We start from the raw sequence: 19,438 nt of genomic DNA, 5'->3' as shown, positions 1-19,438 counted from the left end.
GTGGCAGGGAAATCAGATTTTACCGTTCCACTCATTATTTCAGCCAGCATTCATGTTGGCGTGATAGTTGTTTTGGCCATGGGTGTCGATTTTAGTGAGAAGCCTAAGGTGATGCCCCAGGTCAGTGCGCCGGCGGTGCAGGCCGTGGTGGTGGCTCAGAAGCGGGTCAACGAGCAGGTCGAGAAACTCAAAGCCGAGAAATTGGCCGCCGAGCGCAAGGAGAAGGCGCGTCAAGAGGAGCTCGACCGTAAGGCGAGAGAGGCGCGTCAGGCCCGTGAACGAGAGCAGGCGCGCATCAAGAAGCTCGAGCAGGAGCGCAAGCAGAAAGAGCTAGAGACGCAAAATGCGGCTAAGGCTGCCAAGGCCGCCAAGCTTAAAGAACAGCAGGAAAAAGAGAAGGCGGCTAAGGCCGAGGCGCAGCGTAAGAAGAAAGAGGCTGAGCGCAAGGCCGCCGAAGAAGCCGCTGCAAAAGCCGAAGCCAAGCGTAAGGCAGAAGAGGCCGCCGCGAAGAAGGCCGCGGAAGAGCGTAAGCGCAAGGCAGAGGCCGAGGCGAAACGTAAGGCCGAAGAGGCCGCACGCCGCGAGCAGGAGCGTATGATGCAAGAGGCATTAGCCGCAGAGCAGGCTGCGCTGTCGCAGACCCGCAACAAGCAGGTGATGAGCGAGGTGCAGCGTTATACCTCGATGATCCGCGCCACGATTCAGCGGCATCTGGTGGTCGATGAGTCGATGCGAGGCAAGAGCTGTCGCGTCTTTATTCGTCTGGCCAAAGATGGCTTTGTGACTGGTAACGAGATAGTGTCTGGCGATCCTGTGGTGTGCCGTGCAACTAAGGCTGCGATCAACAAGGCCGGGCGCCTGCCTGTCTCGCCAGAAGCCGATGTTTATAACAAGCTAAAAGAGATTAATCTCACAGTACAACCTGAGTTTAATTAAAGGAGTTCCATGAAAAATTTGGGAAGATGGCTCATCTTGGGTCTGGCGTTTTTAACCATACCGGCCAAGGCGGCATTGGATATAGTGATCACCGAAGGGGTCGATGCGGCGCGTCCAATCGCCGTGGTGCCTTTTGTGTGGCAGGGCAGTACGCCTATGCCGCAACAGATCTCGGACGTGGTGATGTCGGATCTGACCCGCAGCGGCACCTTTAAGCCGATGGATGAACTCGGGCTGCCACAGCGCAACCTAGGGGCATTGGCGCAGATGGATCTTAAGGCCTGGTCGAATGTGGCCGCCGAAGCCGTGGTGATGGGGACGGTTAAACCCTACGGTCCCGACCAGTATCTGGTAAATTTTGAGCTTATCGATCTGGTCAAAGCCCAGATGCAGTCTGGTGGTCCTCAGTCGGCCAGTGATTACCTGCTCGATAGTCGTGAGACGGTGATCAGCGGCGCCCAGTTTAGGCAGTATGGTCATAGGATCAGTGATATCGTCTATGAGAAACTCACCGGCATTCGCGGTGCCTTCCTGACGCGTATCGCATACGTGGTGGTGGATCACAAGGCGAAATCGCCTTACAAGTTGATGATTGCCGATTATGATGGCTATAACGAGCAGATGCTGCTGCGCTCGCCTGAGCCGCTGATGTCGCCAGCCTGGTCACCCGACGGTCGCCGCCTGGCCTATGTAAGTTTTGAAAATAAGAAGGCCGAGGTTTTTGTTCAGGATATCTATACTCAGCAACGCACTAAGGTCACTAGCTTCCCAGGGATCAACGGCGCGCCGTCATTCTCGCCCGATGGCAGGAAGTTAGCGATTACTTTGTCGAAAGATGGTCAGCCTGAGGTCTATGTGGTGGATATCGCCACCAAGGCGATTAAGCGTGTGACTAATCATTACGCCATCGACACCGAGGCCTCTTGGACTCCAGATGGTAAGGCACTGATCTTTACCTCAGAACGTGGTGGTCGCCCGCAGATTTATCAGGTGACTTTAGCTTCAGGTAAGGTCACGCGCCTGACCTTCGAAGGTGAGTGGAACCTGGGTGGCTCTATCTCGCCCGATGGTCGCAGCATGGTGTTTGTGAATCGTACAAATGGTAAGTTCAATATTGCCCGTATGGATCTCGAGACACGTTTTATGCAGGTGCTGACCACGACACGTTTGGATGAGTCGCCAAGCATAGCGCCTAACGGTACTATGGTGATTTATGGCACCACCTATCAGGGTCAACAGGTGTTGGCTGCTGTCTCTATGGATGGACGATTTAAGGCAAGATTGCCAGTGGGTCAAGGGGAGGTGAAATCTCCTGCTTGGTCACCCTTCTTATAAATTTACTACTGAGAACAAGATTAAGGATTAAAAAATGGATCTGAATAAGCTGTTAAAAGCTATGGTTGTTGCCCTGCCGATTATGGCGATCAGCGCGTGTAGCTCTACTTCTGAGTCTCAAACCGATGCGACCAGCTCAATGAGCGGCAGCGAAAGCAGCGAGATGAATGCCGGTGGTGGCGTTGAGACGGGTGGTGTAGCACCTATCCTGACACCAGAAGAGCAGCAGCGTATTAAGTACCAGGAACTGCGCAAGGAACATATCATCTACTTCGATTTCGACCGCAGCTCGGTATCATCTGACTTCTCAGAAGTGCTTAATGCTCATGGTGAATATCTGCTTGAGCATCCTAATGTACGTGTGATGATCGAAGGTCATGCCGATGAGCGTGGTACGCCAGAGTACAACATCGCCCTGGGTGAGCGTCGTGCCAAGGCCGTTGCCAAGTACCTGCAAAGCATGGGTGTACTGCCGAGCCAGATGAGCATAGTGAGCTATGGTGAAGAGAAGCCACAAGATTTCTCTCGCACCGATGATGGCTTTGCTAAGAACCGTCGTGCGGTATTGGTTTACTAAGCGTTAGATAGGGTTAACTATGAAGACTGCCGTTGTTACCGCGGCAATTCTGATGAGTGTGGGTGTCGCTGTAGCGGCACCTGCGCCCGTTGAGGATGTTGCCGGTGGTTCCTCCGAAGATAGAGTTGCGCGTCTTGAGCGTATCATAAAGGCCAAACAGGCGGCCGAATTTGAGATGCAGCAGCGTCTGGATACCCTCCAGCAGGAGGTACTTGACCTGCGTGGCCTGACTGAGCAGCAAAGCTATCAAATTAATCAGATGCTGCAGCGCCAGCGTCAGCTCTACGATGATATTGCTAATCTGAGTAAGGCTAAGGCGACGCCCGTGGCGGCAACTCGTGCGGCGACAAGCTCAGGAACCTCTTCACTAGGGGAAACCGCTAGCTATGAGCGCGCCGTGAATCTGGTGCTCAAAGAACGCCAGTACGATGAGGCGATCCCTGCGTTTCGTGAGTTCATCGCGCAATATCCCAACTCGACCTATGCCGCCAATGCTAACTACTGGTTAGGTCAGCTACTCTATAACAAGGGTGAGCTTGGCGATGCCGCTAAGGCCTTTAATACTGTGGTCAATAAGTTTAAAGAGTCGAATAAGCGTGGCGATAGCCTGGTTAAGCTTGGCATGATTGCGCAGAAGCGTAACGATAATGCGACCGCTAAACGTTACTATCAGCAAGTCGTTAGTGAATACGCTAATAGTGCCGCGGCCCGCATCGCCAAACAGCAGATGGTGGGGCTTTAATCTCTATTTAACCAAAAAACATACTCTTAGTCTGTTTTTCATGCAAACAAAAAAAAATGGGGAATTTGCACTTGCATGAGAAGATGAAAAAGGTATTATAGGCGCCCTCGAAGCGACGTAGTCGTTTGGGCGCTAAATCAAAGAGATTTAGTTGAAAATGGGTCGTTAGCTCAGTCGGTAGAGCAGTTGGCTTTTAACCAATTGGTCGAAGGTTCGAATCCTTCACGACCCACCACTTTTCTGACAGTGGTTAAACAATCAGGCATCCAAGATGGGTCGTTAGCTCAGTCGCATGCTCTTGTAAAGAGTTTAGAGAAAGGGCAGTTGACTTTTAACCTCTGATACAAGGTTAAGCTTCATCGGTATCAACAATACGGGTCGTTAGCTCAGTCGGTAGAGCAGTTGGCTTTTAACCAATTGGTCGAAGGTTCGAATCCTTCACGACCCACCACTTTTCTGACAGTGGTTAAACAATCAGGCATCCAAGATGGGTCGTTAGCTCAGTCGCTATTTTTAGAGAAAGGGCAGTTGGCTTTTAACCTCTGATACAAGGTTAAGCTACATCGGTATCAACAATATGGGTCGTTAGCTCAGTCGGTAGAGCAGTTGGCTTTTAACCAATTGGTCGAAGGTTCGAATCCTTCACGACCCACCACTTTTCTGGCAGTGGTTAAACATTCAGGCATCTAAGATGGGTCGTTAGCTCAGTCGCTATTTTTAGAGAAAGGGCAGTTGGCTTTTAACCTCTGATACAAGGTTAAGCTACATCGGTATCAACAATATGGGTCGTTAGCTCAGTCGGTAGAGCAGTTGGCTTTTAACCAATTGGTCGAAGGTTCGAATCCTTCACGACCCACCACTTCTCTAGGTGGTTAAATCAAGAGAAGGATTTAGAAAGTTGTTAGTTCAGTCGATGCTTTTAAAGCAAAGAGGCAGTTGGCTTTACTTTTTAACTCCACATTGGTCGAAGGTTCGAATCCTTCACGACCCACCACTTTTCTGACAGTGGTTAAACAATCAGGCACCTAAGATGGGTCGTTAGCTCAGTCGCTATTTTTAGAGAAAGGGCAGTTGGCTTTTAACCTCTGATACAAGGTTAAGCTACATCGGTATCAACAATATGGGTCGTTAGCTCAGTCGGTAGAGCAGTTGGCTTTTAACCAATTGGTCGAAGGTTCGAATCCTTCACGACCCACCACTTCTCCAATCATCCCTGCTCTTGTTGAATTCCCTATTATTTGTTGTCGATTTCGGTTAGCTAGCCACAGCTCAAATCGCAGTGACCCAATATTAGTGATCTAATAAGTCGTTGGATGTGCTTTAAATTGTACTAGCTCAGACCTGATCTGACAGTTATCCAGTTTTCTGGTGTCTTCGTCAGATTAGATTTGAGCTAAATTCTTTTCAGCCCAAATCTGTTTCCCATCAGTTAATGTTTCCATTGGCGTTTTACCACAGCACATCTTGCTCTGATGAGATCGTTCATTGTTGTAATAATCCAGCCAGTCGTCCAGATCTTTCTGCAACATTTCCAATGAATCGTAAAGCTTTTTGCGGAACGTGACCTGATAAAACTCGTTCAGGATCGTCTTGTGGAACCGTTCACAGATACCATTGGTTTGCGGATGCCTCGCTTTGGTTTTGGTGTGGTCGATATCGTTGATTGCCAGATAAAGCTGGTAATCGTGCTGCTCAACCTTGCCGCAATATTCTGTGCCTCGGTCAGTTAAAATCCGCAGCATAGGCAGCTCCTGAGCCTCGAAGAACGGCAATACGTGATCATTGAGTACATCGGCTGAGGTGATGGGCGTTTTCGTGGTGTAGAGCNATCGTGCTGCTCAACCTTGCCGCAATATTCTGTGCCTCGGTCAGTTAAAATCCGCAGCATAGGCAGCTCCTGAGCCTCGAAGAACGGCAATACGTGATCATTGAGTACATCGGCTGAGGTGATGGGCGTTTTCGTGGTGTAGAGCTTAGCAAAGGCAACTTTGCTGTAGGTATCGACGAACGTTTGTTGGTAGATACGGCCAACACCTTTTAAATTGCCGACATAAAAGGTGTCTTGGGAGCCCAGATAGCCAGGGTGATGAGTTTCAATTTCACCGCAGGCTTCATCGTCCTGTTTTTTCTTTTCCAGCGCAACGACTTGCTCCTCGCTCAGGATAATGCCTTGCTTTTGCACCTTGTCTTCCAATGCTGACAGGCGTTTTTTGAAGTTCTCCAGATCATGGCGAAGCCAGATAGAGCGAACACCACTACCTGACACAAAGACGCCTTGTTTACGCAATTCGTTGCTGGTTCTCGCTTGGCCGTGCGCAGGGAAGTCCACTGCATGTTTGATAACAGCTTGCTCAGTTTGTTCATCAACGCGATTCTTGAGATTAGGAGTTCGTCTGGACTGGTTAATTAGTGAATCAATACCACCTTCTTCTACCAGTTCTTGATAGCGATAAAACGTGTTCCGCGATACGCCCATGACTTTGCAGGCTTTTGAGACATTACCGAGTTCTTCGGCCAGATTAAGTAAACCAGCTTTGTGTTTGATGATCGGATTGTTAGTATGCAACATGAGAGTTACCTTTTTGGTTTGTTTAATAAAGACTCGACACCTTTATCAAACCGGGTAACTCTCACCCTTTCAAGTAGATGTGTCAGATCTAGGGAAGGTGCGAACAAGTCGTCGCACAGCTCTGGCTTTGATAGCAGCGACAGTTCAAGGCATTCAACTGAGGGCATGCCGAGGCCTGCTGAAGTTGAATAACGCCGAAATGGTGTTGCTATCAAAGCCCCGCAGGGCGAGGCTTACAGCGGTATTTGCTGCGTTACAGTTCTTGCGAAGGACTAGGGCCATTCGCTGCAAACTGTGCCTAGCATCTATCCACTTTAAGCACACGCAGAGCAAGCANCACAGCTCTGGCTTTGATAGCAGCGACAGTTCAAGGCATTCAACTGAGGGCATGCCGAGGCCTGCTGAAGTTGAATAACGCCGAAATGGTGTTGCTATCAAAGCCCCGCAGGGCGAGGCTTACAGCGGTATTTGCTGCGTTACAGTTCTTGCGAAGGACTAGGGCCATTCGCTGCAAACTGTGCCTAGCATCTATCCACTTTAAGCACACGCAGAGCAAGCACGGGACTTATTCGCACCTTCCCTAGCTTTTATCGCACATTAACCCTGCCTGTTCGACCTTTGTCTTATAGACGTTTTGCTAATGTTACTTGTTTGTTAACTCCGTCATATTCATTGCGATAATAATGAAAAAGGGAGAGGACAGATGAAAAACGCAAAAGTGTCTTTGCTGGCTGCGGCGACCTTACTGGCGCTAGGTTCCAGTGCTGCTATGGCCGAGACAGAGTTTAAGTTTGGTGGTTATGTGAAGGCCGATGTCATGTTTAGTGACTACAGCAATGGCGCGCCAGACTCAGGTAATCTTTCTCGCCAGTTTTATGTTCCAGGTACCATCTATGGTACACCGGGCAATGGCGAACAAGTTGTCGATTTCCAAGCGAGAGAATCTCGCTTTAATTTTAAGACGGTGACAGATCTCGACGGCCATAAGCTAACCAGTTTTATCGAGCTGGACTTCATGACTCACAGCGACGGCAACGAGAGGGTATCTAACAGTTACTCTCCCCGAATTCGTCATGCGTTTGTCAGCTTCGATAACTGGACCGTGGGTCAGACCTGGAGTACCTTCATGAATCCAGGCTCTCTGCCTGAAAACCTCGATTTCGTGGGGGCGGCAGAAGGTACGCCTTTTGTGCGTCAGACGCAGGTTAGATACACCAATGGCGGCTTCCAGTTTGCTCTGGAAAACCCAGAAACCACAGTGACGCCTAATACAGGTGGAGCGCGTATCACTAGCGGTAGTGGCGTAGTGCCTGATTTCGTGGCACGTTATAACTTTAAGACCCAAGGTGGTGCAAAGTTTACCCTGGCCGGTATTGCGCGCCAGCTCAACCTTGAGAAGGGTGGGATAGATTCTCAGACCATGGGCTATGGCGTGAACTTTACCGGAGTGATTCCTGTTGGTAGTGATGATCTTAAGTTCTCGGCAACCGCGGGTGATGGCTTGGGGCGCTATATGGCGCTTAACTATGCCAATGCGGGCGTATTGGATGCCGATGGCGACATAGAGACCATCAGCTCATATGGCGGTTTCGCCTCCTACCGTCATTGGTGGAACGATAAGTGGCGCTCAAGCTTTACCTTATCGGGCTTTAAGGCCGATAACGATGTGGCTTTGACTGGCGGAGCGGTGAATGAAGAGTCCTATTCTGGTTACGTTAACTTGCTCTATTCTCCGGTGAAACCTTTAACGGTAGGTGTGGAGTATATGTACGCGGAAAACACCAAACAAAATGGTGATAAGGGCGAGTTAAATCGCGTTATCTTCTCGGTTAAGTATGTGTTGTAGTCACTGGTGTTAAGATAAAAAAGGAGGCCTAGCCTCCTTTTTCTTTGCTGTCGTTACAGCAGATTGTTGTCGCGAACATATTGTTCAAACTCGGTGCAGCCACCGATATGCTCTTGATCGATGAAGATCTGCGGCACGGTTTCAACTGGCTTGCCTACCGTCTTTTCCAGATCGGCCTTGGTGATGCCCTCTGCATGAATATCGACATACTTAAATTTGAAATCATCGCGAGTCTCAACCAGTTGCTCTGATAGTTGAACGGCTCTAACGCAGTATGGGCAGCCTGGACGGCCGAAGATTACAACAAACATATTCGCTCCAGAAGTAAATGTTGGTGACTTTATACCATAGGCTAACGGGGTTTGCATATTTCAGATCATACAAACTTATGCCGGCTGTCGAATCGGCCTCGATAGTCGAAGAAACGCTCGACTAATTCCCAGCCGCGTTTGCCCTTCTTGAGGAGCAGAAGATCCGGCATACGAAAATGATCCCGTGCGGCAATTACCTGTTCGGGCGTATCGAAGCTTGGCTGTTTCTGACCCGGTGTACGCGTGTGTTGATGGACAAACACGCCATAGAAGGCACGGATCTGCGCCTTAGTGGCAAAGTTAAAGCTGCTGGAGAAGTCATTTCCCTCGATATCCAAGTAACGCACCCTGAGCCGAGTACCTTCCGCCTCGAAAAACATCTCTTGGCACCGAAACAGGTGATGATGTTTCTGTTGCAGCACCTCTTTAAGGCGCTTGTCTGGGTCGATCAGTGTCGACTGACAATGCTGGCACACCTTGGCGGCAATATCGTTTTCTTCGCCGCAATTGGGGCAAGCCTTGGAGCGGAAACGAAAGTCGCACTGGTGTTTGCCATTATCATCATCTATCACGGCCTGACAGCGTCGCCCGAAGTGTTCTATGATGTCGCCATCATTATCCACTAGCCCCCAGAAGACGTTGGCAAAGCCACAGACCGGGCAGGGCACCTGTACCGGCACACTCTTGCTGTCGGGTTTAGGACGGCCCACCTCGGGAAAGAAGAGGTCGAAACCGTTGGCGGCGTAATCGATCACCAAACAGTCCGGCTTGCCCTCACAGGTCCTTAAGCCCCGACCGACCATCTGCTGAAACAGGCTCACCGAGGCCGTGGGCCTTAGAATCGCAATAAGATCCACATGGGGCGCGTCGAATCCGGTAGTCAGTACGGCAACGTTGACCAGATAATCGAGCTCGCGCTGCTTGAAGGCATCTATGATGGCATCGCGATCTTGGCTTGGTGTGTTTGCCGTGATAAGGCCTGCCTTATCTGTGGCGAGTAGCGTCATGATCTCCTCGGCGTGACGCACTGTCGCGGCGAATATGATGGTGCCGGCTCGGGTGTTGGTGAGCTGTTTTATCTGCTCCACGATCGCCTTGGTGGCACGACCGGCATGATGTAAGAGGGAGTCGACTTCGGCCTCGTTGTATTCGCCATTAGCACTGGGGGAGAGCTCGCTAAAATCATACTGGGCCGACAGGCCGTCCAGTACCTTGGGGGGCGTCAAGAAGCCCTGTTTAATCAGGGGGCGCATTGGCAGCTCAAAGATACAATGCTCGAATACCGGCTGCTCGGTATTGCCTATCTTGCCGTGATAGTGGTAGCGGTAGATCCAGCCGCTTCCCAGGCGATAGGGGGTGGCCGTCAGGCCTAACAACCTAAGCTTTGGGTTCTTGGTTCTCAGATGACTCAGTAGCTGCTGATATTGGCTCTCTTTCTCGTTGGAGACCCGGTGGCATTCATCGATGATCACCAGAGAATAGGGCTCATCAAACTGCTTGGGATTACGCACCGCCGACTGAATACTGGCGACTACCGTCTTGTTGCGGGTCGATTTCTGTTTCAGGCCGGCCGAAAAAATACTGGCCTCTTCAGTGAGTAGTCCGACCTTCTCGGCGTTTTGGGCGACAAGTTCTTTCACATGGGTGAGTACTAGGGTGCGTCCCTTGGCGATGCGGGCTAGTTCGGCGATAACAATACTCTTTCCCGCCCCGGTCGGAAGCACAAGGACGGCGGAGTCGTCGCAGCCTTTAAAGTGGCTGATAGCCGCGTCTACGGCCTGGCGTTGGTAATCTCTGAGTTGCAAAGCGAATGCTGGTCTGTGATTGGGGCTATCAGGATATCAGTGCCTAACGTGGCTCGCTAGGGCCTGTTGACCTTTTGAGAACAATTTTTGTTCTAATTGAGCACGTTCAAATCGCGGCATGAGGCTTGAAGTATAGTTATTCTATATAAAAGCCGAGTAACAAAGCGTTGAACGTACTCAAGACGAACCCTGCGGGCAGCGTCTGTATCATTTTTCTACTGCGTTATCGCTCATTGATGTAGCACACCACATTACAATCGCTCTGCCTTGTATAAAAGCGATACAGAATGCTGCAAAAATGAACGCGAAAGATAAACAGGCCCTAGGGGGACCATAAAAAAAGCCCCTCGATGAGGGGCTAGAAGAGAGAATCTAGTGCAGCGAGCTGTTATTCACTGCGATTGAGACGTGTCTCAATCAGGGTATCGATCACCGCTGGATCGGCGAGTGTTGACGCATCGCCTAAGTTGGTCACTTCGTTGGCGGCGATCTTGCGCAGGAAGCGGCGCATGATCTTACCCGAACGTGTCTTAGGCAGGCCGCCGGCCCATTGGATCAGATCCGGCGTCGCCAGGGCGCCAATCTCTTTTCTTACCCATTGACGCAGCTCCTGACGCAGTTCTTCGCTTTCCTGGGTGCCCTTGGTCAGGGTGACATAGGCATAAATGCCCTGGCCCTTGATGTCGTGAGGGTAGCCAACCACGGCAGCCTCGGCGACATGCTCGTGAGCCACCAGCGCGCTCTCGACTTCGGCGGTACCCAGACGATGGCCCGAGACGTTAATCACGTCATCGACACGGCCGGTGATCCAGTAGTAGCCATCTTCATCGCGGCGGGCACCGTCACCGGTGAAATACATGCCGCGGAAAGTCTTAAAGTAGGTGAGGGCAAATCTGTCATGGTCGCCATATACGGTGCGCATCTGTCCAGGCCAGGAGTCGAGGATGACCAGGTTACCCTCGGTCGCGCCATCAATGATGTTACCCATGTTGTCTACCAGCGCAGGTTGCACGCCAAAGAAGGGGCGAGTTGCCGAGCCTGGCTTAGTGTCTGTCGCGCCCGGCAGTGGCGAGATCAGGATACCACCGGTTTCGGTTTGCCACCAGGTATCGACAATTGGGCAGTTCTCATGGCCAATCACCTCGTGATACCAGCGCCAGGCCTCAGGGTTAATGGGTTCACCCACAGAGCCCATGATGCGCAGCGAGCTGCCATCGAAACCATCAAACTGTTCCTTGCCTTCGGCCATCAGGGCGCGGATCAGCGTCGGCGCGGTGTAGAGGATGTTGACCTTATGACGGTCGATCATCTCACCCAGGCGAGCCGGGCTTGGGTAGTTAGGGATACCTTCGTGGATCAATATGGTCGCGCCGTTGGCAAGCGGGCCATAGACCATGTAGGAGTGACCCGTGATCCAACCCACGTCGGCAGTACACCAGTAGATCTCACCCTCTTTATAATCAAACACATATTCGTGAGTCATCGAGGCATAGACCAGGTAGCCACCAGTGGTGTGTAGCACACCCTTCGGATTACCGGTAGAACCTGAGGTATAAAGCAAGAAGAGGGGATCTTCGGCGCCCATCTCTTCGGCTACGCAGTGTTCAGAGGCGGTCTCCATCAGAGAATCCCATTTGATGTCACGTCCCTCTACCCAGTTTACGGGATTCCCGGTACGCTCAAGCACAATCACCTTCTCGACACAGTTTACGTCTGGGTGAGACAGGGCGGCATCTATGTTAGCTTTTAACGGAATGGTGCGGCCACCGCGTACGCCCTCGTCGGCGGTGATCACCACCTTGGACTTACCGTCGATCACGCGTGAGGCGATTGAGTCAGGGGAGAAGCCACCGAAGACCACTGAGTGAATGGCGCCGATGCGGGCACAGGCCAGCATGACCACGGCGGCCTCGGGTACCATTGGCATGTAAACCGTGACCACATCACCACGACGCACCCCTTGGCTGCGCAGGGCGTTGGCAAACTTACACACCTCTTTGTGGAGTTCACCATAGGTGAGGGTGCGTTGCTCGGCGGCGTCGTCACCTTCCCAGATGATAGCCAGCTTATCGGCATTTTGTTCGAGATGGCGATCGAGACAGTTAATCGAGGCGTTCAGGGTACCGTCGTAGAACCAGTTGATCGACAGGTTGTGATCGTCGAAGGAGGTTTTCTTCACCTTAGTAAAAGGCTTTATCCAATCGATGCGCTGGCCATGCTCTCTCCAGAAACCTTCGGGATTAACCACAGATTCCTGATACATCTTCTTATATTTTTCGTCATTAATGTGGGCATTCGCCGCGATTTCGCTTGGAACTTTGTAGAGAGACTGGGTGCTCATCTGACTTCCTTTTATTTCTAATTGTGCGTAGATAAAGTATGGAATGCTTAGGCTATTTACCTCTATTAGACCTTGGTCTAGTAAAAAAATATCCTTTATTTTTAGTCTGTTGTGATTATATTTGCACGAGATTTAAGCTAGTATTTAGCGCAGAATAATTAAAAGAATTGGAATTGCTATGAATCTGACTCTGGTTGTTGGCGTGATCGCCCTGTTGTACGTGTCGCTACTCTTCCTGTTGGCCTGGGGAGCAGAGCGCTGGTTTGGGCGGATCACCAAGAAGATTCAGACCTGGATTTATGGTTTAAGTTTAGCGGTTTACTGCTCCTCCTGGAGCTTTCTCGGCACCGTCGGTCAGTCGGCGCAGGATCTCTGGTCTTTCCTGCCCATCTTCGTCGGTCCCATACTCATCTTTACCTTTGGCTTCGGTTTACTGCGTAAGATGGTGATCGTCTCCAAGGCGCAAAACATCACCTCGGTCGCCGACTTTATCGCCGCGCGTTATGGTAAGTCGCAGACCATCGCCGCCATCGTCACCCTGATCGCCCTGTTTGGCATCATGCCCTATATCGCCTTGCAGCTTAAGGCCATGGTGTTTAGCCTCAACCTGTTTCAGCCCGAAGACGCCCAATATGACGGCGCCTGGGTTTCCCTGATCGTCACCGCCATTCTGGCGATGTTTGCCATCTTGTTCGGTACCCGTAAGCTCGACGCCACAGAGCACAACCCAGGCATGATGCTGGCGATCGCCTTCGAGTCTCTGGTGAAGCTGGCCGCCTTCCTCTTGGTGGGCTGCGTGATCAGTTTTGGCTTCTTCGACGGTTTTGGCGATATCTGGGCCCAGGCCAGTGAGCGTCAGTTGATCAATAATCCCGAGCTGCGGCTGGAGAACCTGATGCCCCAGCTATTGGTGGGCATGGCCGCATTTCTCTGTATGCCGCGCCAGTTCCACGTGATGATGGTGGAATGTAAGGACGAGCGCACCTTAGTTAAGGCCAAGTACCTGTTTCCGATTTATCTGCTGCTCTTTGGCATGTTCGTGGCGCCCCTGGCCCTGGCGGGCAAGCTGATGCTGGGGGATAGCGTGGCCGCCGATACCTATGTGATTAATCTGCCGCTGGCGCTGGAGCAGCCCATGCTGGCGGTGATCGCCCTGTTAGGCACACTGTCGGCGGCCACCGGCATGGTGATCGTGGCCGTGGTCACCATCAGCGTCATGGTGAGTAACGAGTGGCTGGTGCCTTTGATGTTGCACTCGGGCAAGATCCGCCAGAAGAACTTCAGTCAGTTTTCGCAGTTTCTGCTCAATGCCCGCCGCATCGCCATCGTGTTGATCCTGGGGCTTGGGTACTTCAGTTACCTCTCTTTCATGAACAGCGACTCGCTCTCCGCGCTTGGCATGCTCTCCTTCGGCGCCTTCGCCCAGCTTGCACCTGCCTTGGTGGGGGGCATGTACTGGAAGCACGGTAATCGCGGCGGGGTCTATCTGGGTCTTATTGTCGGCTTCGGTCTCTGGTGTTACATATTGCTTCAGGGGATGAGCGACAGCCAGGGGGTATTTGGCGGGGAGCTGGCGCTACTCGATAGTATCAACCCCAATATTCGCGACATACTCACCGCGCTCGTCGCCAACCTGGCGTGTTACGTACTGGGCTCTATCTGGTTTCGCGCCGGGGTCGCCGAGCGGATCCAGGCGAGTGCCTTCGTGACGCCGGGCGAGCTGAAAAATACCAGTAACCGTAAGGCTTCGCCCATCTCGCAGCAGGATCTCTTGATCCTGGCCAGTCGCTTCGTGAGCCCCACGAGAGCCTATGAGAGTTTCTCCCGCTTCTCCGATGAGGCGGTGCGCAGCGATAGCTGGCACAAGGTGGCCTCGCCCGAGCTGATCGCTCATACCGAGCATATGCTTGCCGGGGTGCTGGGGGGCTCAAGCGCCTCACTGGTGATGGACTCTGTGCTGCAGGGGCGCGACTTGGCGCTCGACGAGGTGTTTAGCCTGGTGGATGAGGCCTCATCTAAGATCATCTTGAGCCAGGACATGCTCAGGGGGGCGATCGAGCACGCCTATGAAGGGATGAGCGTGGTGGATAAAGAGCTGAATCTGGTGGCTTGGAACTACAAGTATGTAGAGCTCTATGACTATCCTGACGATTTTCTGCAGGCGGGCATGCCCATCGCCGATGTGGTGCGCTTCAACGCCGAGCGTGGCTATTGTGGCCCAGGGGATGTGGAGGAGCAGGTGGCCAAGCGGGTGCAGCATATGCGTAATGGCACGCCCCATGTGTCTGAGCGTGAGCGCCAGGATGGCAAGGTGATCAAGATACAGGGGAACCCCATGCCCAGCGGCGGTTTTGTGATGACCTTTACCGACATTACTCAGTATCGCGAGCAGGCCAAGGCGCTGCAGGAGGTCAACGAAACCCTGGAGGCTAGGGTGAAGGAGCGTACCTATGAGCTGGCGCTGCTGAACAGCCAACTGCTGGAGGCCAAGGCCCAGGAGGAGAATGCCAATGCCTCTAAGAGCCGTTTCCTGGCGGCCGTCGGTCACGACTTGATGCAGCCGCTAAATGCCGCCCGCCTGTTTACCGCGTCACTGGCGCAATACCCAAATTTGGATCAGGAGGGGCGTACCACGCTGTCTCATGTCAACAGCTCACTCAAGATCGCCGGCGAGCTATTAACGGATCTCCTGGATATCTCTAAGCTGGATTCAGGCATGGTCGAGGTGAACCGACGGGACTTTCCGGTGGCCGAGCTACTGGATGGCCTGGCGGTGGAATTCGATGCCATGGCCAAGGACTATGGCATCAAGTTTTCCATGGTGGCCAGCTCCAGCATCATCAGCTCAGATCTCAGCCTGCTCAGGCGGGTACTGCAGAATTTTCTGACCAATGCCTATCGTTATGCCAAGGGCAATCGTGTGTTGCTGGGCTGCCGTCATCACGCCGGGGCTCTGGAGATCCAGGTGATCGACACTGGCTGCGGCATCGACGAGCAGGAGTTAGGGGAAATTTTTAAAGAATTTAAGCGTCTGGAGAATCCCGAAAGCAAGAGCGTCAGTGGCTTAGGGCTGGGGCTTGCCATCGCCGATCGTATCGCAAGGGTGCTGGATCATGAGATTAGAGTGGTCTCCAAGCTTGGCATGGGCTCCATGTTTTCCATTACCGTGCCATTAGGTGAAAAGGCCAAGGTGGCGCTGCCTAAGAAGGCCAACCCTGTCATGCAGCCACTGGCCGGAGTAAAGGTGCTCTGCATCGATAACGAAGAGGCGATTCTTGCAGGGCTCGAGAGCCTGCTGAGTCGCTGGCAGTGTGAGGTGATCTGCGCCAGCGACCTGGCCGATGCGCGCATCAAGCTTGGGTTAAAAGGGGTTGCGCCCGATATCGTGCTGGCGGACTACCATCTGGATCATGGCCAGAACGGTGTCGATGCCATGGATGGGATCCGCGCCCTGTATGGCGCCCATCTGCCGGGGATCCTGATCACCGCCAATACCCGTAAAGATCTGGTGGAAGATGTGCAGCAGCGCGGTTATCACTACATGGCCAAGATGGTCAAACCCGCGGCGCTAAGGGCGCTGATATCCAGTTTGGTAAAATAGTGAATTTATAAAACAATAGCCTTTAAAGTAAATAGCCCTTTAAAGCGTAAACAAGGAGTGAAGATTGGGGTCGGTTAAATATCTAGAACAACAGGTAATACCGAGTAAGATAGTCTGTGTCGGACGAAACTATGCCGAGCATATTCAGGAGCTTAATAATGAGGTGCCCGAAGAGATGGTGCTGTTTGTTAAGTCTAATTCGACCATTTCAGAGACGCTACTCAGTAGCCATCAGGAGCCGCTGCACTACGAGGCTGAGCTCTGTTTCATGGTAAAGGCGGGGCGCTTCGAGGCGGTTGGTGTCGGGCTGGATCTCACCAAGCGCCAGCTACAGAGTCGGCTCAAGGCTAAGGGGCTTCCCTGGGAGCGGTCCAAGTCCTTCGATGGCGCCGCTCTCTTTAGTGAGTTTGTGCCTTTTGACGGGGATCTGGATTCGCTGTCGTTTAATTTGGTCGTCGATGGTGAGGTGCGTCAGCAGGGGGATGTGGCATTGATGCTCAATCGCCCCGAGGCCATGTTAGTCGAGATCGCGAGTTTCATGACTCTCGATGATGGTGACATACTGATGACGGGCACGCCTAAGGGGGTGGGCCAGATCGCCGCGGGTGAGCAGTTCACCCTCTCGCTTTATCAAAAGGGACAACTGCTCGTCAGTCGAAGCTGGATAGCAAAATAAAGCTCGCCCATTTAATGCCCTTAAGCCTACGCAAAGTGAATACGTAAGGGCTCTTAAGAATACGCTAGGGGCTTATGCTAAGGGCTTACGCTAAGAGCACTCAAGCCTTTGTACAGCCGTCTACAGGCGCGTAAAACTCTTTCTGGCGCCGCGAATTGCGGCGCTTGTCTGCTTTCCTATTTACATACATAGCAGTTACATCAATAGCTGTTACATCAATAGCGATTACATAGATAGCCAATACATTGAGAACCATTCCATAAACGCCGGCTTTTAGTATCCGTTTCTCGTTTTCTTTTTGTCCTTCCTGGTTTATCCATTTTTGTTTCGATTGCGCGGCTTGTGAACTAGTTGACCTGAATCTGCACCCAGGTATACTCAAATATCAAACGTGTTGTAAAAAATATAAAACAAGGCCGCATCATGGCGGCGCAACCTAACGATTATTAAGGAAAGTCGGATGTCACTCGCTCGCTGTCACTCTTATTACAATGCCACTATCAAGCAAGAAACTCATTACCCTGCTCTCGAGGGCGAGCTGGATGTCGACGTGGTGATCATCGGCGCCGGTTTTACCGGGGTGGCGACAGCCCTCGAGCTCGCCGAGCGAGGTGTGAAGGTGGCCGTGGTGGAGGCAAATAAGGTGGGTTGGGGGGCGACTGGCCGCAATGGCGGTCAGGTGACCGGCAGCCTCTCGGGCGATAACGCCATGGTAAAACAGCTACGCAACCGCATCGGCCATGAGGCGGAGGAGTTTGTCTGGAACCTGCGCTGGCGCGGCCATGAGATCATCAAGAAACGGGTCGCTAAATATGAGATAGATTGCGACCTTAAATTTGGCCATCTGCACACAGCCTATAAGCCCGCCCATATGGGGGAGATGCAGGCCACCTACGAAGAGGGGCTAAGACGGGGCATGGGTGATGAGCTAACCCTGCTGGGTAAGGCCGATATTCCCGATTATCTCGACACGCCGCTCTATCACGGTGGATTACTCAATCGGCGCAATATGCACCTGCATTCGGTGAATCTGTGTATCGGTGAGGCGAGGGCGGCCGAGGCCAACGGCGCCTTGATCTTCGAGGGCTCGAAGGTGCTGGATATTCGTGACGATAAGCGAGTCGCTGTCATCACAGATAAGGGGCGAATCACCGCTAACTGCGCCGTGCTGGCGGGTAATGCCTACCATAGATTGGCGCGCAATAAGTTAAAAGGCATGCTGTTTCCCGCATCGCTAGGTAACTGCGCCACGGTAAGACTCGACCCACAAGTCGCTAAACAGCTGAACCCCCATGACCTGGCCGTTTACGATAGCCGTTTCGTGCTCGACTATTACCGCATGACCGCCGACAATCGCCTGATGTTTGGCGGCGGCACCAACTACTCGGGACGGGATTCTAAAGATGTGGCCGCCGAGCTGCGCCCCGCCATAGAGCGCACCTTTCCCCGTCTCAAGGGGGTCGAGATCGAGTTCGACTGGACAGGCATGGCTGGCATAGTGGTTAACCGGATCCCTCAGCTGGGCAAGGTGTCCAAGCAGGTGTTCTATTGTCAGGGTTACTCGGGTCATGGCGTGGCAACCTCCCACATCATGGGGGAGATAATGGCCCATGCGGTGCAGGGGCAACTCGAGGAGTTCGACCTCTTTGCCCAGATGAAACAGATCAGGCTGCCGGTAGGGGATTGGCTGGGCAATCAGGGCATGGCGCTGGGGATGCTCTACTACCGTATGATGGAGCATTTTCGCTAGGGCCTGTTTATCTTTCGCGTTCATTTTTGCAGCATTCTGTATCGATTTTATACAAGGCAGAGCGATTGTCATGTAGTGCACTACATCAATGAGCGATAACGCAGTAGAAAAATGATACAAACGCTGCCCGCAGGGTTCGTCTTGAGCACGTTCAACTCTTTGTTACTCGGCTTTTATATAGAATAACTATACTTCAAGCCTCGAGCCGTGATTTGAACGTGCTCAATTAGAACAAAATTTGTTCTCAAAAGATCAACAGGCCCTAGTTAACATGAGGTGTAAAGCTCACCAAACGGGTGGTAAAACGTAAATTATCAACTCTTTGCAGTATTTTGTGAGGTGGATGCTGACCGGTGCCATGATGGCGTGCTACATTTATGAACAAGGCATAAATTTGATCCATTTATCTGCTCAAGTAAAGGGGGCCTTATGCTAGGTGAAAACCACTCGCTCATTAACGATTTTCCAGATTATCAAGACCTGATCCTCAAACTCACCGAATCCGACAATGGATTCGCGCAAGACAACAAGAAGTACAGTGCGTTAGATAAAGAGATCCGAACCTTAGAGCTTAACGATGCGCCTATCGATGATAGCGCCATGCATCAGCTTAAGCACGATAGAGCCGAGCTGAAAGATGCCCTCTATCAACGCCTGCTCGACGCCAGCACCTGATCGCCGCCTAGACGTTAGCTTTAGATGTGTAGTGGTCAACTAAAATTGGCCACGGTTTTGTATTCAAGCCAGTATCTTCGCTCTGACTCATTGGGTGTCAGCCCACCGTTATATTGATGTGGTCTCAGCTGACTGTAATACCCCGTCACATATCGTGAAATTTCACTCTTAGCCTCACCGATATCCCGATAGCCGGTCATCGGTATCCATTCTGTTTTTAAGCTTCTAAAGAAGCGCTCCATCGGGCTGTTGTCCCAGCAGTTTCCTCGTCGAC

General features: G+C 52.1%; 13 protein-coding genes, 5 tRNA genes and 2 pseudogenes. 14 read left to right on the top strand and 6 right to left on the bottom strand.

Features of this window, described 5'->3' with window-relative positions; genetic code table 11:
* From tolA to L1D47_RS09180, 9 genes are all read left to right on the top strand, one after another.
* Nucleotides 1–936 carry a cell envelope integrity protein TolA gene (gene tolA / locus L1D47_RS09220; protein WP_239884284.1) on the top strand — a complete coding sequence of 312 codons (936 nt, stop codon included), beginning with the start codon at nucleotides 1–3 and terminating at the stop codon, nucleotides 934–936.
* Between the two features lie 9 nt (nucleotides 937–945).
* The gene (gene tolB, locus L1D47_RS09215) at nucleotides 946–2,271 is read left to right on the top strand and encodes a Tol-Pal system beta propeller repeat protein TolB (protein ID WP_239884276.1); all 1,326 of its coding nucleotides are present in this window, start codon (nucleotides 946–948) and stop codon (nucleotides 2,269–2,271) included.
* A 34-nt stretch (nucleotides 2,272–2,305) separates the two neighbouring features.
* Nucleotides 2,306–2,848, top strand: a complete 543-nt coding sequence (gene pal / locus L1D47_RS09210; protein WP_041511679.1) for a peptidoglycan-associated lipoprotein Pal — start codon at nucleotides 2,306–2,308, stop codon at nucleotides 2,846–2,848.
* A 19-nt stretch (nucleotides 2,849–2,867) separates the two neighbouring features.
* Nucleotides 2,868–3,590: a tol-pal system protein YbgF gene (ybgF, locus tag L1D47_RS09205; RefSeq protein ID WP_239884275.1), complete on the top strand. Its 723-nt coding sequence runs from the start codon at nucleotides 2,868–2,870 to the stop codon at nucleotides 3,588–3,590.
* Between the two features lie 159 nt (nucleotides 3,591–3,749).
* A tRNA-Lys gene (locus tag L1D47_RS09200) sits at nucleotides 3,750–3,825 on the top strand.
* A 140-nt stretch (nucleotides 3,826–3,965) separates the two neighbouring features.
* Nucleotides 3,966–4,041: transfer RNA gene (locus L1D47_RS09195), tRNA-Lys, on the top strand.
* A 128-nt stretch (nucleotides 4,042–4,169) separates the two neighbouring features.
* A tRNA-Lys gene (locus tag L1D47_RS09190) sits at nucleotides 4,170–4,245 on the top strand.
* A gap of 128 nt (nucleotides 4,246–4,373) precedes the next feature.
* Nucleotides 4,374–4,449: transfer RNA gene (locus L1D47_RS09185), tRNA-Lys, on the top strand.
* A gap of 263 nt (nucleotides 4,450–4,712) precedes the next feature.
* Nucleotides 4,713–4,788, top strand: a tRNA-Lys gene (locus tag L1D47_RS09180).
* 184 nt (nucleotides 4,789–4,972) lie between these two features.
* Here the strand turns inward: L1D47_RS09180 and L1D47_RS09175 are convergent.
* A pseudogene (locus L1D47_RS09175) lies at nucleotides 4,973–5,416 on the bottom strand (integrase core domain-containing protein); the annotation flags it as partial.
* Nucleotides 5,417–5,418: 2 nt separating this feature from the next.
* Nucleotides 5,419–6,159, bottom strand: a pseudogene (locus L1D47_RS09170) (IS481 family transposase); the annotation flags it as partial.
* A gap of 703 nt (nucleotides 6,160–6,862) precedes the next feature.
* On the opposite strand from L1D47_RS09170, the gene L1D47_RS09165 reads away from it, so the two are divergent.
* On the top strand, nucleotides 6,863–8,005 hold the full coding sequence (locus tag L1D47_RS09165) for a DcaP family trimeric outer membrane transporter (protein WP_239884271.1): 1,143 nt from the start codon (nucleotides 6,863–6,865) through the stop codon (nucleotides 8,003–8,005).
* Between the two features lie 53 nt (nucleotides 8,006–8,058).
* Here the strand turns inward: L1D47_RS09165 and L1D47_RS09160 are convergent, their stop codons facing one another.
* The 3 genes from L1D47_RS09160 to acs form a co-directional block, all read right to left on the bottom strand.
* A complete protein-coding gene (locus tag L1D47_RS09160) occupies nucleotides 8,059–8,316 on the bottom strand; it encodes a GrxA family glutaredoxin (protein WP_041511673.1) in 258 nt (85 codons plus the stop codon).
* 65 nt (nucleotides 8,317–8,381) lie between these two features.
* Complete coding sequence (locus L1D47_RS09155; RefSeq protein WP_239884268.1) at nucleotides 8,382–10,121, bottom strand: DEAD/DEAH box helicase; 1,740 nt, start codon at nucleotides 10,119–10,121, stop codon at nucleotides 8,382–8,384.
* Nucleotides 10,122–10,509: 388 nt separating this feature from the next.
* A complete protein-coding gene (gene acs / locus L1D47_RS09150; RefSeq protein WP_239884266.1) occupies nucleotides 10,510–12,462 on the bottom strand; it encodes an acetate--CoA ligase in 1,953 nt (650 codons plus the stop codon).
* Nucleotides 12,463–12,640: 178 nt separating this feature from the next.
* Between acs and L1D47_RS09145 the strand changes: the two genes are divergently transcribed.
* The 4 genes from L1D47_RS09145 (at nucleotide 12,641) to L1D47_RS09130 (ending at nucleotide 19,164) form a co-directional block, all read left to right on the top strand.
* On the top strand, nucleotides 12,641–16,063 hold the full coding sequence (locus tag L1D47_RS09145; protein ID WP_239884265.1) for a PAS domain-containing hybrid sensor histidine kinase/response regulator: 3,423 nt from the start codon (nucleotides 12,641–12,643) through the stop codon (nucleotides 16,061–16,063).
* 64 nt (nucleotides 16,064–16,127) lie between these two features.
* On the top strand, nucleotides 16,128–16,739 hold the full coding sequence (locus tag L1D47_RS09140; protein ID WP_239884263.1) for a fumarylacetoacetate hydrolase family protein: 612 nt from the start codon (nucleotides 16,128–16,130) through the stop codon (nucleotides 16,737–16,739).
* A 460-nt stretch (nucleotides 16,740–17,199) separates the two neighbouring features.
* Nucleotides 17,200–18,489, top strand: a complete 1,290-nt coding sequence (locus L1D47_RS09135) for an FAD-binding oxidoreductase (protein ID WP_239884261.1) — start codon at nucleotides 17,200–17,202, stop codon at nucleotides 18,487–18,489.
* Between the two features lie 429 nt (nucleotides 18,490–18,918).
* Nucleotides 18,919–19,164, top strand: a complete 246-nt coding sequence (locus tag L1D47_RS09130; RefSeq protein ID WP_239884259.1) for a YdcH family protein — start codon at nucleotides 18,919–18,921, stop codon at nucleotides 19,162–19,164.
* Nucleotides 19,165–19,199: 35 nt separating this feature from the next.
* Here the strand turns inward: L1D47_RS09130 and L1D47_RS09125 are convergent.
* A partial coding sequence (locus tag L1D47_RS09125; RefSeq protein ID WP_239884257.1) for an integrase core domain-containing protein occupies nucleotides 19,200–19,438 on the bottom strand: 239 nt, incomplete at its 5' end.

This window comes from Shewanella sp. Isolate7 (assembly GCF_022398425.1).
GTDB lineage: Bacteria > Pseudomonadota > Gammaproteobacteria > Enterobacterales > Shewanellaceae > Shewanella.
The sequence above is the reverse complement of the archived record's forward strand: the minus strand, read 5'-3'. Positions and strand labels throughout refer to the sequence as shown.